The organism is Nostoc sp. PCC 9305, assembly GCF_963920915.1.
Taxonomy (GTDB): Bacteria; Cyanobacteriota; Cyanobacteriia; order Cyanobacteriales; family Nostocaceae; genus Nostoc.
Map to the genome: position 1 here is coordinate 1 of NZ_CAWUDN010000106.1, position 15,935 is coordinate 15,935.

Sequence of the window (15,935 nt, forward strand, 5' to 3'; positions counted from 1 at the left end):
GAGTTAGGAGTTAGGAGTTAGGAGTTAGGAGTTAGGAGTTAGGAGTTAGGAGTTAAGAGTTAGGAGTTAATTCACAACTGATGACTCCTAACTTCTAAGTAACTCAATATTCTTGAGACTATGAAATAGGAGTGCTACTTTATCTAAATCCTTATCTCCTGGTGTACGTTCTACACCACTAGATAAATCAACGCCGCTAGGATTAACTTGATTTAGGGCTTGCACAATATTATCGGCTGTTAATCCTCCTGCTAAAAGCCAAGGACAATTGGGGTTAAATTGTTCTAGCATCGTCCAATCTAAAGTTTTGCCTGTACCACCCAGTTGTTGCGGATGGTAGGCATCAAGTAGCAAAGTATCCACGTCTTTCGTGTAATTATTTGCTGTGTCAAGATGCTCAAGACTACGAATTCTCAGTGCTTTAATAATTTCAATATTAGGTAAAGTTTGACGCAATTGGTAGCAAAAATCTGGTGATTCATCTCCGTGTAACTGCACACCAGTCAATCCAGAATCAGCAATTATCTGACTGATTTCAGCGATACTAGCGTTGGCAAAAACCCCAATTGTGTCAATATTTTTTGGGAGTTCTGCCACTGCTGCCCGAATTTGGGATGTAGTCACGTAACGAGGTGAGTTTGGCACACAAATAAATCCTAGTGCCGTTGCGCCTAGAGAGGCGATCGCTATAGACTGCTGTGGTTCAGTAATGCCGCAAATCTTAACGCGCATGAATATTTAACAAATTTAAACTAATTATCAGAAAAGTCTAAACTATCTAAAAAATTTTTGGGCCTTGTAATTTTATAATCTTGTAGGTCTACATTAACTTTTCCATTCAGGAGACAAAAGCTTGATTTCCTCTATTTTACTAGCAGTAGCTGCATCTGTTCCCCCTACACCTGTGTGGAATCCCACAGTAGGAATCATCATCAGCATCAGCAGCTTAGTAATGGTTTTACTAAGTACTAAGATTGAAAAACCCCTAGTTGGCCCCAAGTTCCCTATCCTGCCAATTAGTATTCCCACATTCGCTGCTGCTATGGCTTTTGGCCATATTATTGGCATTGGTATCGTTTTAGGATTGACTAACATCGGTCGTCTATAGTTTTGTGATGACAGAGGTGTTACTTGTAACCCCGCTATCAATGCAAAACTCCTAAAAATGATTTTGGGCAGGGGGAGTAGGGGGTGAAGAAGGGAATAGGTTACAGGGTAAAGGGTATAGATTATTCCCTGTCACCTGTTACCTCTCACCTTTACCCTAACCTCATGCCCAATTCTCAATTCCAGAGTTTTGCTCACAGGCATTAATTGTCTATTCTAGAAATAAGGGCATTTCGTCACTTGTTAGTACCGAATTGATGCTCAATATAAATGTGTATACGAATATGCATAGTATCTCGGTATAAAAAGTACTGGCGATATCTAGTTTTAGGGCAGTGTAATGCAAACAAATTGGAGAATTGGGTCATTATTTGGAATTCCCCTGTTTTTAGACCCGTTATGGTTTGTGATTTTAGGGTTGGCAACCCTGAATTTTGGGGTAGCTTACCAGGAATGGGGGCCTGTTATAGCTTGGAGTGCTGGAATAGTTATGGCACTGCTGCTATTCGGTTCAGTCTTGTTACATGAATTGGGTCATAGCTTGGTAGCCCGATCGCAAGGCATTAGAGTTAATTCAATTACCTTATTTATGTTTGGCGGGATTGCTGCCATTGAAGAAGAATCTAAAACTCCTTTCAAAGCCTTTCAAGTAGCGATCGCTGGCCCTTTGGTGAGTATCATCCTATTTGTCCTGCTCCGTCTAGCAGCTTTTATAATACCTGATACTAATCCTCTCAGTGTCATGGTTGGAGATTTGGCGAGAATCAACTTAGTGGTAGCTCTATTTAACCTGATTCCCGGCTTACCTCTAGATGGGGGGCAAGTGTTAAAAGCAGCACTGTGGCAAATCACAGGTAATCGTTTTCAAGCCGTACACTGGGCTGCAAGGGCTGGGCAAATATTGGGTTATGCTGCGATCGCTTTAGGATTTGTTGTAGATTTTGTCACCAGAGAGTTAGTAGTTGGCTTGTGGATTGCGCTGTTGGGTTGGTTTGCTGTCCGCAACGCTAACACCTATGACAACATGACTACATTGCAAGAAAGCCTACTCAAGGTGGTGGCAGCCGATGCGATGACTCGTGACTTTCGGGTAATTGATGCTGACCAGACATTACGTTCCTTTGCTGATTTATACCTCTTAGAAACCACTCCCTCACAGGTTTATTTTGCTGCTTCTGATGGACGTTACCGGGGTCTAGTTTCCATTGACGATTTCCGTTTAACCCAAAGAGGTCAATGGGAAACCGAAACTTTACACAGCATAGTGCATCCACTGACAGAAATACCTACCGTTGCAGAATCAACAGCGATCGCTGAGGTCATTAACAAGCTAGAAAATGAGCAGTTACCGAGAATTACCGTCCTTTCTCCGGCTGGTGCTGTTGCTGGTGTAATCGATCGGGGAGATATTGTGCGATCGCTAGCACAAAAGTTAAATTTACAGATAAGCGATGCTGAAATTAAGCGCATCAAGGAAGAAGGTAGCTATCCGCCTGGGTTGCAATTGGGAGTAATCGCGAAATCAGCTACAAATTAAACGTCACACTTTCGTCATAGGTTTGCAATAGATACGTCAAAAGCGTGTGTGATATTGAATTTGGTATTTGGTTACAAAATGCTTTTTTTGGGTAAAAGGTAGGATTTCCTACCTTTTTTATTTTTGAAAGTATGGTACTACCAAACAGCCCACACTTCTCTACGAGACGCTCCGCGTAGCTTGCTTCCACGAAGTGGTACGGCTGCGCTCAGTGACCATCGTAGACATCGCCTCAGATGATTGGGAAATTATTAAAATTTCAAGTTTAAAGTGAGTAAAATGTAGGAACGTGATATACTACACCTCTCACTTACCCTGGTTTTATGGCACTGCCAATTGTTGCAATTATCGGACGCCCAAATGTGGGCAAATCCACCCTGGTTAATCGACTCGCCGGGGAACAAACGGCGATTGTCCATGATGAACCGGGAGTGACACGCGATCGCACTTATCTTCCAGCTTTCTGGAATGGTCGCGAATTTTTAGTGGTGGACACTGGTGGTTTAGTTTTTAATGATGATACCGAATTTTTACCACTGATTCGTCAACAGGCAATGACAGCCCTTGCAGAAGCATGTGGCGCTATTTTTGTCGTCGATGGTCAAACAGGCCCCACATCAGCAGATTTAGAAATCGCCGAATGGATGCGCCAACAACCCTTACCTGTGCTACTAGCTGTAAATAAATGTGAATCCCCAGAACAAGGCTTAATGCAAGCTGCCGACTTTTGGGAATTGGGATTGGGCGAACCTTACCCCATCTCCGCGATTCATGGCAGTGGCACAGGAGAATTACTCGACGAGTTAGTTAATCACATCCCTGCTATTGAAGACATTCCAGACACGAATGAAATCAAAGTAGCAATTGTGGGACGCCCGAATGTCGGCAAATCGAGCTTACTCAATTCTTTTGTCGGGGAAGAAAGGGCAATTGTCAGCCCCATTTCCGGCACTACCCGCGATGCTATTGATACTGTCATTGAACGGGAAGGACAAACCTACCGCTTGATTGACACCGCCGGCATTCGCAAAAAGAAACACATCGAATACGGCACAGAATTTTTTAGTATTAACCGGGCTTTCAAAGCGATTCGTCGCGCTGACGTGGTTTTATTAGTAATAGATGCCGTAGATGGAGTCACTGAGCAAGACCAAAAATTAGCTGGGCGGATTATTGAAGAAGGTCGAGCTTGCATCATCGTCGTTAATAAGTGGGATGCTGTCGAAAAAGACTCTTACACAATTTACGACTACGAAAAAACTCTGCAATCACGGTTACATTTTACCGAATGGGCAGAAACAATTTTTGTAAGTGCCTTGTCAGGACAACGGGTAGAAAAGATTTTAGAATTGGTGAAAACGGCGGCGGAATCACACAAACGCCGTGTCAGCACATCAGTAATTAATGAAGTTTTAACAGATGCCGTCAGTTGGCATTCACCGCCGGCATCCCGTGGTGGGCGTCAGGGCAAGATTTATTATGGTACACAAGTCAGTAGCCAACCACCAACGATCGCTCTATTTGTCAACGACTCGAAACGCTTCAACGACAACTACCGCCGCTACATTGAACGGCAATTTAGGCAACAGCTAGGATTTAAAGGCACGCCAATTATTTTACTGTGGCGGAGCAAGAAAGTCCGTGATGCCGAAAGTGGTAATGTTAATAGAGCAACTCGCGTCAAAATAAGTTAGGAGTTAGGAGTTAGGAGTTATGAGTTAGGAGTTATGAGTTAAAGTCAAAATTGCTAACTATAGAACCCTATCGACTTGAGTTTGATAGCGGTACAAGCTGAAAGTTATGAGTTAAAGTCAAAACTCCTAACTCCTCACTCCTAACTCCTAACTCTATAACTCTAAAATGGATTTATTGCGATCGCTGCCACTTGGACTTTATTTAGAACAACCCCAAACTTGGCTGCATAAAATCGATCCGCGAGTCAAGTTCGCGTGGTTGATGAGCTTTTTAACAAGCTATGTTTTGGCCAACAACTTTTGGCGGGTGCTGCTGGTGGTAATTTTGATTATTGCCACCTTGATTGCCAGAATTCCTCGACGCGTATGGCAGCAGCAAATGGGTTGGCTATTAATGCTATCGTTTTTTGTGCTAGCGATCGCAGCCATCAGTCCTGATGGTCTGGGTGTAGATTATCAGTCACGTCTGCCGGCTAATGAACAAATCTTAACCCAGCAAGCATTCTCTAATAATATTCAAGAGCCACCAGCCGAGAAAAAAGCATACAGCTACGTACTATTTCACAAAGGCCCGGTTAAAGTAACTCGCTACTCCTTGAGTTTGGCAGTACGCCTGAGTACACTTATATTTACTGTCATTTACAGTACCAACCTCTATCTGCTGACAACCGCACCAGAAGAAATCACATCTGGCATAGAAAGCCTAATGCAACCCTTACGACGCTTCAAGTTGCCTGTCACAGAAATTGCTTTAACTTTAACCTTGTCCTTGCGCTTCATTCCCTTAGTTTTAGAAGAAGTGCAAAACTTATTTCGCTCCGTAATGACAAGGGCAATTAATTGGAAAAAGCTGGGATTAAAAGGAGCATTCAAGGTTTGGATGACAGTCGCAGAGAGACTTTTAGAAAATCTGCTCTTACGAGCCGACCAAATGGCGAATGCCATGATGGTGCGGGGTTTTACCAGTCCCAATGAGCATCGAGTCCAGTGGCACGATTTAAGATTAAAAGGGCGTGACTGGCTGGCGATCGCAACTTTAATCTTATTCTGGGGAATACGACTAGCTATAGGAACTCAGGCGTAATTTTGCACTGAGAAAATGGTAAGAGGTAATACAGCATAATTCAGGAGTCAGAATTCAGTAGTCAGAATGGGCTGCGCTAACAGGAGTCAGAAGTAAAAAATTAAATCGCCGTCTCTACCAAAGACTGATTATTGTAGAGACGGCGATTCATCGCGTCTCTTGCCTTAACCGAATAGTATTGAGCTATAGGTAACAATATGGTAGGGTAATTTGAATAGCTAACCCAGCCATAAAATTGATCCCCTAACATTTCCTGTAGATTTTAGGTATTAACCAGCGTTGCGCGAACACTACAAATTAATCTTAAGATTTTTGACCGAGTACCCTTATGAATCTCTGCACAATGCTCAGACACCAATTCCACCATTGAAAATACTGGATAATCAATAGACCTTTTGCATAAATGATAGTTTTCTTTCCAGTACCCAATCCCTACTCCCCAATTTTGTGCCATTCAGCGACAGTTGTGGCAGTATGGAAAGAAGTTGAAAAATTCGCTGTTGCCGTTGGGAATTTAAAAGGGTGTTTTTCCTTCCCACGTCGAACTTTCAACCAGAGGATCGGGAATATTTTGTGCCTTGTCCCTACAGATTGCTAAATTGAAGTCACCAAAGCAGATGGTGATACTTGTCAAACAGCCTCTACTCTTTGAATCTACGCTTCGCGGCTTCTGTTGTACCATTGCGCTTCACTACCACTAGCTTCATCTGCCCATTAGGAACTAGATCAAGGTCTTCGTAACCGCAGCTTCGCATTTTAACCAAATATTCTGGCGAATGTTGGTATTATCGTCTGAATGTTTGGAATTCACTGCGAAAAGATATATATACTTCCACCTTGACTACACCTTGACTCTTAAATGAATCCAGAAAACGCAGAAACTTACATAAACCATCCAACTTGGGGTTTACTCTACAAAATCTGTATGGTTGATGAGAACCAGGATTTGTTCACCACACTTTATGCCCAGCGCTTATTTTTTTTGGTGGCAAATGACGTTAAAGGTGTTAAATTCCAGTCTCTAGGACGTACTGAGGCGAGGATGATGTTGGAAAATCGCTTACGTACCCTGCGGCGCAGTGGGCATTCTCAGGAGTACGATCAGCTTCAGAGTGTTTTCCAGCGCACCTTCCAATGAACAGTTCGATTTCCGAACGTATTGTTACTATTCGTTCCTCACTGCCAACTTCAGTCAAATTGATTGCTGTTAGCAAGCAAGTTTCTGCCCAGGCCATTCGGTCTGCATACAACGCAGGAATTCGTGATTTCGGGGAAAGTCGTATCCAAGAAGCTGCCAGCAAACAAGCCGAGTTGCAAGACTTACCGGATATTACCTGGCACTTTATTGGACATTTGCAAAGCAATAAAGCCAAAAAAGCCATCGAGCATTTTCCTTGGATTCACTCCGTGGATAATTTGAAGCTGGCACAGCGCTTAGACCAATTGGCGCAACAGCTAGGAGTGAGTCCCCAGGTTTGCCTGCAAGTGAAAATTCTCCCTGACCCCAACAAGTCTGGTTGGAGTGTGCCAGAACTTTTGGCTGATTTACCCACACTCAATCAATACAAAAGTTTACAAATTCAAGGTTTGATGACAATTCCGCCTTCAGGATTAAATGATTCTGAAATTCTCAGTGTGTTTAATCGCAATCGTGAGCTAGCCAAAGAAATCCAGGAGCAAAACTGGTCGCATATTAAAATGCAGCACCTATCTATGGGTATGTCAGGCGACTACGAACTGGCAGTGCAAGCAGGCGCAACGATGGTACGATTAGGAACAATCTTGTTTGGCGATCGCTCTTAGCCGATTAATCATCAGCCTTGCAGGGCAGTATTAATAGAAGCTAAGGATTTGTTGACAAGAATTTTGTAACAGACTGGTGCAATCGGAAACAAAGGATATAGTATTGACAAGAGCAATCGCCAAGGGAAAATGGGGTATAAAGAAGTTTCCTTCGGATAAACCGTAGGATATAATCTTTACTCATTATTATGTTTAGGCGATGCACAGACCTTTCCAATAAGTGTCAGTTCATCGCCAAAACCCGTAGTATGGGCTACAACTAGCAATACAGTTGCGGAAGTATCCACCGATGTAGCGAGCGCTCCTATTTCAACTAATCCTCAGCCAAGTCAATACAGGCTATTCGCACCAGGAGAGTACACACACAATGAACAACATTTTTTCCAAACTCAGAGACTTTGTGGGTCTAAATGAGCAAGTAGAATACGAGTATTACGAAGAAGAACCAGAAACAGATAATAATAATTATCAAAATCTGTATCAGCAAGAAAATCCCCAGCCAGCACCACAAGAGAGTCCAGCCGCTCAAAATCGACGCTGGCGGGAACCAGTGCCTACAATGGGAGATGATATGACAGCAGGTTCAAAGCCAATGGGGAATGTGATTGGTATGCCAGGAGCAATTAACGGAATTTCGGAAGTTTTAGTACTCGAACCACGCACCTTTGAAGAAATGCCCCAGGCAATTCAAGCGTTGCGCGAACGCAAGTCAGTGGTATTAAATCTGACAATCATGGACCCAGATCAAGCTCAACGAGCAGTAGATTTTGTTGCAGGTGGTACTTACGCACTAGATGGACATCAAGAGCGCATCGGAGAGAGCATCTTTTTGTTTACACCAAGTTGTGTCCAAGTTAGTACCCAAGGTGGCGTTCTTCATGAAGTACCACAACCACCAGTACGTCCTTCCCGTCCGACAACAGGTACTCCAAATCAAAGCTGGGGCAACGAAACTAACCGGATGGCACAATAAAGTTAAATTAGTAGTTAGTCCTTTGTCCTTTGTCATTTGTCCTGGGTTTTGCTCATGGTGACAAATGACAAACGACTAATGACTAATGACCAATGACTAATGACTAATGACTATAAAATTTGGCTTAATTGGTGGTGGGGTAATGGGAGAAGCGCTCTTATCCCGCCTTATCGCGCGTGGAATTTATCAATCATCAGAAGTCATAGTTAGCGAACCGCTATCTTCACGCTTAGATTTTTTAAAGCAGCAATACGGTGTTGCTGTGACGACAGATAATAGCCAGGTTTTCACTGAAGCAAAAGAAGTTCTATTTTTGGCAGTGAAACCCCAAGTATTTAGCGCGATCGCTCAAGAATTAGCAGATATTGATATTCTTAATAGAGAACATTCACCTCTCATCATTTCTATTTTGGCGGGTGTGCCCTTAAGTCAGCTAGAAGCTGCATTTGTGCAATTGCCAGTGATTAGAGCAATGCCCAACACCCCGGCAACAGTGGGAGCAGGAGTTACCGCGATTTGTTTAGGTGCATATACCAATGCCAAGCATTACCAAATAGCACAGCAAGTTTTTTCTGCTGTGGGTGAAGTCGTAGAAGTTTCAGAAGCGCTGATGGATGCAGTCACAGGGCTATCTGGTAGCGGCCCCGCTTACGTGGCGCTCATGGTAGAAGCACTTGCAGATGGTGGAGTCGCCGCAGGTTTACCTAGAGTAATTGCCAATCAACTAGCCTTGCAAACCGTACTGGGAACAGCGAAACTGTTGCAGGAAACCAAAATGCACCCAGCAGAACTCAAAGATCGTGTTACCAGCCCCGGCGGTACAACCATTGCGGGGATTGCCAAGCTAGAACAGGCAGGATTTCGTTCCGCTTTAATTGAAGCAGTCAAAGCTGCCACAGAGCGATCGCAAGAGCTGGGAAAATAAAGTTATGAGTTATGAGTTATGAGTTAAAACTCATAACTCATAACCTAACGAAGTTGACAAAAGACTCGTTAGTATAGTAAACAATCTGGTTGCAAATGTGATTGAGTGAATTATCCTGCACCGTCTCCAGAACTTGACTTAGGGTTTATATTTCCCTTTGAACTGGATCAGTTTCAAAAAGAAGCGATCGCGTCCCTGAACGCTGGACGCTCCGTAGTCGTATGTGCCCCCACAGGTTCGGGCAAAACATTAGTTGGGGAATACGCCATTTATCGCGCCCTAGCGCGAGGAAAACGCGTATTTTATACTACTCCCCTGAAGGCGCTGTCGAATCAAAAATTACGTGACTTTCGAGAGAAATTCGGGTTCGATCGAGTCGGGCTGTTAACTGGAGATGCTTCCATTAACAGAGATGCACCGATTTTGGTGATGACCACAGAAATTTTCCGAAATATGCTCTATGGCACACCCATTGGGCAAATTGGCATCTCATTAGTAGACGTTGAAGCGGTGATACTTGATGAGTGCCACTACATGAACGATCGCCAGCGCGGTACTGTTTGGGAAGAATCAATCATCTATTGTCCCCGTGAAGTGCAACTGGCAGCCCTCTCAGCAACGGTTGCCAATAGCGATCAACTCACTGACTGGCTAAATCGCGTTCACGGCCCAACTGATCTGATTTACTCCGATTTTCGCCCAGTCCCCTTAGAATTTCACTTTTGCAATCCTAAAGGTTTATTCCCCCTGCTAAATGATAGCAAAACCAAAATTAACCCCCGACTTCAGAAGAAAAAGGGCAAAGGGGGAGAAAGGGATAGGGGAAGAAATGGTAGACCTGAAGCTCCGGGTATAATTTATACCTTGAGCCAGTTAGAACAACGGGATATGCTACCAGCAATTTACTTTATCTTCAGCCGCCGGGGATGTGATAAAGCAGTGGCGGAAGTGGGAGATTTATGGCTGGTAAATAGTGAAGAGTCCCAAATTTTACGCGAACAGATTGATGACTTTTTAGCCCGTAATCCCGAAGCAGGGCGTTCTGGCCAAATTGCACCCCTGTACCGAGGAATTGCTGCTCACCACGCGGGGATTTTACCTGCTTGGAAAGCACTGGTAGAAGAACTATTTCAGCAAGGGCTGATTAAAGTCGTATTCGCCACCGAGACACTAGCAGCGGGAATTAATATGCCCGCCCGGACAACGGTAATTTCTACACTTTCCAAGCGTACCGACACTGGACACCGCCTGTTAAACGCTTCCGAATTTTTGCAAATGGCGGGACGAGCAGGCCGCCGGGGGATGGATAAACAAGGTCATGTAGTGACAGTCCAAACTCCCTTTGAAGGAGCCAAAGAAGCCGCCTATTTGGGAACATCCAAGCCAGACCCTCTAGTAAGCCAGTTTACGCCCAGTTATGGCATGGTACTCAACTTGCTGCAAACCCATACCCTAGAACAAACTAGGGAACTGATAGAGCGCAGTTTTGGGCAGTACATGGCGACCTTGCATTTACGGCCAGAATACGATGAGATTGCCGAATTGCAAACCCAATTAGCTCAACTTCATGAGCAAATCGCCGCGGTTAATGAAAATGAACTGGCTGTTTATGAAAAATTGCGGCAACGCCTGAAGGTGGAACGCCAGATATTGAAAACCTTGCAAGAGCAAGCACAGGAAAACCGCCAAGAGGAATTGGTGATGATGTTGGGCTTTGCAGTGTCAGGAACTCTGTTGAGTCTCAAGGGCAAAAATATCATGGTGTCTTCCCCGGTAACGGCAGTTTTAGTGGGAAAATCACCTGGTTCTGGTCAAGCTCCTTACTTGGTATGCTTGGGGCACGATAACCGCTGGTATGTGGGAACTACAGGGGATGTAGTCGATTTGTATGCCGAACTGCCGCGAATTGAAGTGCCGCCTGATGTATTACCACCGCCAGAGATGCCTTTGAAGCCAGGACAATCGCGCCGTGGTAACGAAGAAAGCTTTGCGATCGCTGTGCGTATTCCCAATCCGATAGAATCTTTGCATCTAGCACCAGAAGTAGCAGAACAACTCAGTCACGTTACCGCTGTTCAAGAGCAATTAGAAGCTCATCCCCTACATCAATCAGGCAATGCTGCAACGCTTTTTAAACGCCGGGCCCGCTATGTCGAACTAGAAGCCGAACTCGAACAGTTGCAAGGGCAAGTAGAGCAACAGTCACAACGTCATTGGGAAGAATTTCTCAATTTAATCGCCATTCTGCAACATTTTGACGCTTTGGATAACTTAGTCCCCACACGATTAGGGCAAATCGCTGCCGCCATTCGAGGGGAAAATGAATTGTGGCTGGGCTTAGTATTCGCTAGCGGTGAATTGGACAATTTAGATCCGCATCATTTAGCAGCAGCAGCAGCGGCTTTGGTGATGGAAACGCCCCGTCCAGATAGCAAGGTTAATTTTGACCTTAGTAATGAAGTGGCAGAAGCCTTGAAAAAATTGCGGGGAATTCGCCACCAAATGTTCCAACGACAACGGCGCTATAACGTAGCGCTGCCGATATGGTTGGAATTTGAGTTAATTGCCATAGTCGAACAATGGGCGCTGGGAATGGAGTGGATTGAACTCTGCGAGAACACTACCTTGGATGAAGGCGATGTAGTGAGAATTTTACGCCGAACTTTGGATTTATTGTCGCAGATACCCCACATTCCCCATTTGCCAGACTCTTTCTTGCGTAATGCCTATCGGGCGATGCAGTTGATTGATAGATTCCCTGTGAATGAGGTGGTTGAATAAATAGGAAGTGGCAATTTCCGTGCGTCTTTTTCTCTCAGCACTTACATAAAAGACGCTGTAGGGGCAATCCATGAGTTGCCCCTACAAATCGCCCCAATAATTAATTTACATTTGGCCAAATAATAGTAGTGGTACGTAGTTAAAAATGCTTTTTTGGTTTCGTATATTTTTTATGCGTGTTGATCGCGTGTATCTAACAAAAGTTATAGTCGCTATCAGCGCTATTCAATCTTAGTACACCAAGTTTCCAGTACCCTGCAACTGACGCAAAGAATTTATACATAATGGACAGTCGCAGCCAAATACCCTAATTGCAGCGTCACTTTCCTCTTCAGTAAAGTTCAACATTGCAACGTTCCGATCTGATACTGATGTGACAATTGTGGAGGCACTTTTAGAGGTATACGGACGTTTTCTCTCCGAATCTCGAATGCATACAAAATCTTGTCCACCATGTGGGTTAGTGATACAGGTACGACCATCTTGTGTGTGCAGTAATCTCTGTGTAATGCTACCACTAGCATGGGCAGGATGAAATGCCACCAGCGTAGACATCATCGACACAAAAATTGAGGAACTGGAAAGCAAATTCAGAAGAATTTTTTTGTTCATAGATTTCCTTGAGAAAATTGTCTACTAGATTAGGGTATTCGATTAACTTTCAAACTTCAAGTGAATTTTCCCTGAGAATAGCTAGATAGACACTTGTTACCTAAGAAAGTTCCATCTCTACACCAGCTCGACCAGAAATTATTTACTACATTATAATTCAGCAATCAAACAGGCTTGATGTATAGCTTTTAGACGCAACGTTATGTAATTCAGCAAATTTAAATCTGCTGTATATTCCAAGACGGTTATTATTTGCTTGATGTAAGTATAAGAGCTTAATTCAATTAGAGCTAGTAATTAGCGGCTCTAGCCGTTTAAATTCTTATACAGAGCAATAAATTACTCACTACCAACAAAAAGTATATCCGATCATAATTCTATACAATTGAAAGCCGCTATGGCTATCTTTACAAGATTATAAATCTTAATTTTAACCAAAAGATAGTGTATGTATTTAGCAATAAATTTGAGATAGATTCTCGTTCTTAAAATATTAACTTGTAAAAACTTCTTTTTTTCATTACATTAAAAAAAAGGCTCATATCTCAATTAATTTACTAGCCTACATAGAAAAAATGAAGCATAAAGTACATTCAGAATCTTCAGATTGTTACAGTTGTGAACATGACCATCACGAGAATCATAACCATGTTCATAATCATGATGAGAATCATAACCATGACCACAATCACGAACACGGGGGAGAATTCAATCTCAAAAATGAGATATTGCCTTTAGTAGCAATTTTAAGTTTATATGCGCCTGGTGTAATTTTTGAAAATCAATTACACAATACATTCTACTCAATAGGAGAATATCTGCTTTTCATTCCTGCTTATTTATTAAGTGGATGGAGTGTTTTAAAAACTGCTGGACGCAATATAGTTAGAGGTAGAATATTTGATGAAACCTTTTTAATGACGGTAGCAACATTAGGAGCGATCGCAATTCATAAATTACCTGAAGCTGTCGGGGTCATGTTATTTTATAAAATTGGAGAATTGTTTCAAGATATTGCCGTCAGTCGTTCCCGTAATTCGATCAAATCATTATTGGAAATCCGCCCGGACTATGCAAATATCCAAATAGAAGGAGAACTGAAGAAAGTATCGCCAGAAACAGTAAATATTGGCGATATTATCGTTGTCAAGCCAGGAGAAAAGATTCCCTTAGATGGCGAAATTATAGATGGTAATTCGCAAGTTGATACATCTGCATTAACTGGAGAATCTGTACCGCGAACGGTAAGAATTGGAGAAACAGTTTTTGCTGGGACGATCAATAAAATAGGTGCGCTCGTTATTAGAGTCACAAAACTATTTGATGAATCTTCCATCGCCAAGATTTTAGACTTGGTGCAAAATGCCAAAAGTAAAAAAGCAGCAACAGAAAAGTTTATTACTAAATTTGCCCGATATTATACACCAATCGTAGTTTTTACATCTCTAGCAGTTGCAATATTACCTCCTTTATTCATTTCGGGTGCGACTTCTTCTGAATGGGTTTATCGTGCCTTAATTTTACTAGTTATCTCCTGTCCATGTGGACTCGTTATTAGTATTCCATTAGGTTACTTTGGAGGTGTAGGAGGTGCAGCTAAACGTGGTATTTTGGTTAAAGGCTCTACTTTTTTAGATACTTTAAATGCAGTTAATACAGTTGTTTTTGATAAAACTGGAACGTTAACCAAAGGGGTATTCAAAGTAGTAGAAATAGTCCCATTAAATGGCTGGAATGAACAAGAACTGCTGCTATTAGCTGCCAAAGTAGAATCGCACTCAAATCATCCCATCGCTCAATCTATCTGCAAGGCTTATGGTGGAAAAATTGATGAATTTGAGATCGGAGATTATGAAGAAATAGCAGGTTATGGAATTCGAGCCAAAATTGAAAATAGGGTAGTGATAGCAGGAAGCGATCGCCTATTACATAGAGAGAAGATTTCTCACGATAATTGCCAGTTAGAAGGAACAGTGATTCATCTAGCAGTAGATAATATTTACGCTGGCTATATTGTCATTGCTGATGAACTCAAAGAAGATGCAAGACTTGCTATTCAAGCACTCAAGCGCATGGGTGTAGAGAGAACAGTAATGTTGACAGGAGATAATCAAGCGATCGCTTCCCACATTGCTGAACAGCTAGGCATAGATACCTATGAAGCAGAATTATTACCCGAAGAAAAAGTTAATGCCATTGAGAAGTTACTCAGCACCGCTGGCAAGCATGGTAAAGTTGCCTTTGTTGGGGATGGAATTAATGATGCGCCAGTGATTGCTAGAGCAGATGTTGGTATGGCAATGGGTGGATTAGGCTCAGATGCAGCGATCGAAACTGCCGATATTGTAATCGTGACAGATGCACCATCGAAAGTGGCAGAAGCAATCCAAATCGCCAGAAAAACTCGCAAAATTGTTTGGCAAAATATTGGGTTTGCGTTAGCAATTAAAGGTGTATTTATTGGATTGGGTATTTTCGGGATAGCAACAATGTGGGAAGCTGTTTTTGCTGATGTAGGAGTAGCAATGCTAGCAATTTTAAACGCAACTAGAGCGATGAAATAAAAGTTTTAAAAAATCGGGAATCTATAATTGGGAAATTGTAGTAGTTAAACTATGAGTACTTTTCACTCATATTCTGCTACCCCAAATGGAACCCATGAATTCATCAATCAAAGGCATTGCTACAGCTACTTTAGCTTTACTGCTAAACTATTCGGCAAACCCAGCCTTTGCACTACCCCAGAAAATCAATCACCCAATTACTGTTGCTAAATCGCAACCCTTAAAAGATACCTTAATTATTCCTGGGGAACGAGTGGGGCCAATCACACGCAAAACCACCAAGCAGGATTTAGTCAAACTGTTTGGTGCATCCCGCCTCGTTGATAAAACTATCTCTGGTGCTGAAGGAATAGGTACTTTTGCAGCTACTCAGTTAAATCTAAATCAGGGGCGATCACTGCTAGTAGTTTGGAGTGATAATACTCGTACCAAACCTTTAGATGTGCGTAACTTGGGTTCAGCTTGGAGAACCCGCGAAGGTATTGGTATTGGAACCCCATTAAGCGAATTACGCAAGAAGTTAGGTAACTTTAAACTCTATGGATTGGAGTGGGATTACGGCGGTACTATCTTGTTGGATAGTAGTAAATTATCCCGTTATCAAGGCAAACTCATTTTACGAGTAAACGCTGCTTCCAATGCTTATGAAAAGTTCCCCAATGACTACCGATCAGTGTTAGGAGATAGTACTTTTTCCTCCACCAATCCCCACTGGAAACCTTTGGGAATTAGGCTAGCAGAAATTATCGTTGTATTGAATCCTAGTGAGCAATGATTGGCTGCTAAACATCTAATTTGCTGGCTTATGCAAAAGCGGACTATCTAAACCAGATTTTTATACTAGGTCTGGAAGTG

Annotated in this window: 13 protein-coding genes; 11 read left to right on the forward strand and 2 right to left on the reverse strand. The window is 42.7% G+C overall.

Annotation, left to right across the window (positions count from 1 at the left end; genetic code table 11):
* Positions 1-87: 87 nt before the first annotated feature.
* Entirely contained in the window at positions 88-732 is a 645-nt protein-coding gene (locus tag ACM0OX_RS28775) for a phosphoribosylanthranilate isomerase (RefSeq protein WP_414518411.1), read from the reverse strand.
* 121 nt (positions 733-853) lie between these two features.
* Here ACM0OX_RS28775 and psaK point away from each other — a divergent pair, with 121 nt between their 5' ends.
* The 9 genes from psaK (at position 854) to ACM0OX_RS28820 (ending at position 11,904) form a co-directional block, all read left to right on the forward strand.
* Positions 854-1,108 carry a photosystem I reaction center subunit PsaK gene (psaK, locus tag ACM0OX_RS28780; RefSeq protein WP_414518412.1) on the forward strand — a complete coding sequence of 85 codons (255 nt, stop codon included), beginning with the start codon at positions 854-856 and terminating at the stop codon, positions 1,106-1,108.
* A 339-nt stretch (positions 1,109-1,447) separates the two neighbouring features.
* Positions 1,448-2,644 (forward strand): site-2 protease family protein, encoded by a 1,197-nt coding sequence (locus ACM0OX_RS28785; RefSeq protein WP_414518414.1) that lies wholly within the window; start codon positions 1,448-1,450, stop codon positions 2,642-2,644.
* A gap of 323 nt (positions 2,645-2,967) precedes the next feature.
* Positions 2,968-4,338, forward strand: a complete 1,371-nt coding sequence (der, locus tag ACM0OX_RS28790; protein WP_414518416.1) for a ribosome biogenesis GTPase Der — start codon at positions 2,968-2,970, stop codon at positions 4,336-4,338.
* Positions 4,339-4,504: 166 nt separating this feature from the next.
* The gene (locus ACM0OX_RS28795; protein ID WP_322684505.1) at positions 4,505-5,422 is read left to right on the forward strand and encodes an energy-coupling factor transporter transmembrane protein EcfT; all 918 of its coding nucleotides are present in this window, start codon (positions 4,505-4,507) and stop codon (positions 5,420-5,422) included.
* A gap of 859 nt (positions 5,423-6,281) precedes the next feature.
* Positions 6,282-6,560 carry a transcriptional coactivator PipX gene (gene pipX / locus ACM0OX_RS28800; RefSeq protein ID WP_069068710.1) on the forward strand — a complete coding sequence of 93 codons (279 nt, stop codon included), beginning with the start codon at positions 6,282-6,284 and terminating at the stop codon, positions 6,558-6,560.
* A complete protein-coding gene (locus ACM0OX_RS28805) occupies positions 6,557-7,225 on the forward strand; it encodes a YggS family pyridoxal phosphate-dependent enzyme (RefSeq protein WP_414518417.1) in 669 nt (222 codons plus the stop codon). Before pipX ends, ACM0OX_RS28805 begins: the two co-directional genes overlap by 4 nt.
* Positions 7,226-7,592: 367 nt before the next feature.
* Positions 7,593-8,198, forward strand: a complete 606-nt coding sequence (locus ACM0OX_RS28810) for a cell division protein SepF (protein WP_414518418.1) — start codon at positions 7,593-7,595, stop codon at positions 8,196-8,198.
* A gap of 106 nt (positions 8,199-8,304) precedes the next feature.
* Positions 8,305-9,123, forward strand: coding sequence for a pyrroline-5-carboxylate reductase (gene proC / locus ACM0OX_RS28815; RefSeq protein ID WP_414518420.1), 819 nt, complete (start codon positions 8,305-8,307; stop codon positions 9,121-9,123).
* A gap of 105 nt (positions 9,124-9,228) precedes the next feature.
* On the forward strand, positions 9,229-11,904 hold the full coding sequence (locus ACM0OX_RS28820; RefSeq protein WP_414518421.1) for a DEAD/DEAH box helicase: 2,676 nt from the start codon (positions 9,229-9,231) through the stop codon (positions 11,902-11,904).
* Between the two features lie 231 nt (positions 11,905-12,135).
* Here ACM0OX_RS28820 and ACM0OX_RS28825 read toward each other — a convergent pair whose 3' ends face one another.
* The gene (locus tag ACM0OX_RS28825) at positions 12,136-12,516 is read right to left on the reverse strand and encodes a hypothetical protein (RefSeq protein WP_414518422.1); all 381 of its coding nucleotides are present in this window, start codon (positions 12,514-12,516) and stop codon (positions 12,136-12,138) included.
* 575 nt (positions 12,517-13,091) lie between these two features.
* Between ACM0OX_RS28825 and ACM0OX_RS28830 the strand changes: the two genes are divergently transcribed.
* Positions 13,092-15,080, forward strand: a complete 1,989-nt coding sequence (locus ACM0OX_RS28830; RefSeq protein ID WP_414518423.1) for a heavy metal translocating P-type ATPase — start codon at positions 13,092-13,094, stop codon at positions 15,078-15,080.
* Between the two features lie 94 nt (positions 15,081-15,174).
* Positions 15,175-15,855, forward strand: coding sequence for a hypothetical protein (locus ACM0OX_RS28835; RefSeq protein WP_414518424.1), 681 nt, complete (start codon positions 15,175-15,177; stop codon positions 15,853-15,855).
* Positions 15,856-15,935 lie beyond the last annotated feature (80 nt).

What these genes read in the sequence shown, in the direction of transcription:
- ACM0OX_RS28775 (WP_414518411.1), bottom strand. Translation starts at nt 732, where the DNA reads ATGCGCGTTAAGATTTGCGGCATTACTGAACCACAGCAGTCTATAGCG.
- ACM0OX_RS28785 (WP_414518414.1), top strand. Translation starts at nt 1,448, where the DNA reads ATGCAAACAAATTGGAGAATTGGGTCATTATTTGGAATTCCCCTGTTT.
- der (WP_414518416.1), top strand. Translation starts at nt 2,968, where the DNA reads ATGGCACTGCCAATTGTTGCAATTATCGGACGCCCAAATGTGGGCAAA.
- ACM0OX_RS28795 (WP_322684505.1), top strand. Translation starts at nt 4,505, where the DNA reads ATGGATTTATTGCGATCGCTGCCACTTGGACTTTATTTAGAACAACCC.
- pipX (WP_069068710.1), top strand. Translation starts at nt 6,282, where the DNA reads ATGAATCCAGAAAACGCAGAAACTTACATAAACCATCCAACTTGGGGT.
- ACM0OX_RS28805 (WP_414518417.1), top strand. Translation starts at nt 6,557, where the DNA reads ATGAACAGTTCGATTTCCGAACGTATTGTTACTATTCGTTCCTCACTG.
- ACM0OX_RS28810 (WP_414518418.1), top strand. Translation starts at nt 7,593, where the DNA reads ATGAACAACATTTTTTCCAAACTCAGAGACTTTGTGGGTCTAAATGAG.
- proC (WP_414518420.1), top strand. Translation starts at nt 8,305, where the DNA reads ATGACTATAAAATTTGGCTTAATTGGTGGTGGGGTAATGGGAGAAGCG.
- ACM0OX_RS28825 (WP_414518422.1), bottom strand. Translation starts at nt 12,516, where the DNA reads ATGAACAAAAAAATTCTTCTGAATTTGCTTTCCAGTTCCTCAATTTTT.
- ACM0OX_RS28830 (WP_414518423.1), top strand. Translation starts at nt 13,092, where the DNA reads ATGAAGCATAAAGTACATTCAGAATCTTCAGATTGTTACAGTTGTGAA.
- ACM0OX_RS28835 (WP_414518424.1), top strand. Translation starts at nt 15,175, where the DNA reads ATGAATTCATCAATCAAAGGCATTGCTACAGCTACTTTAGCTTTACTG.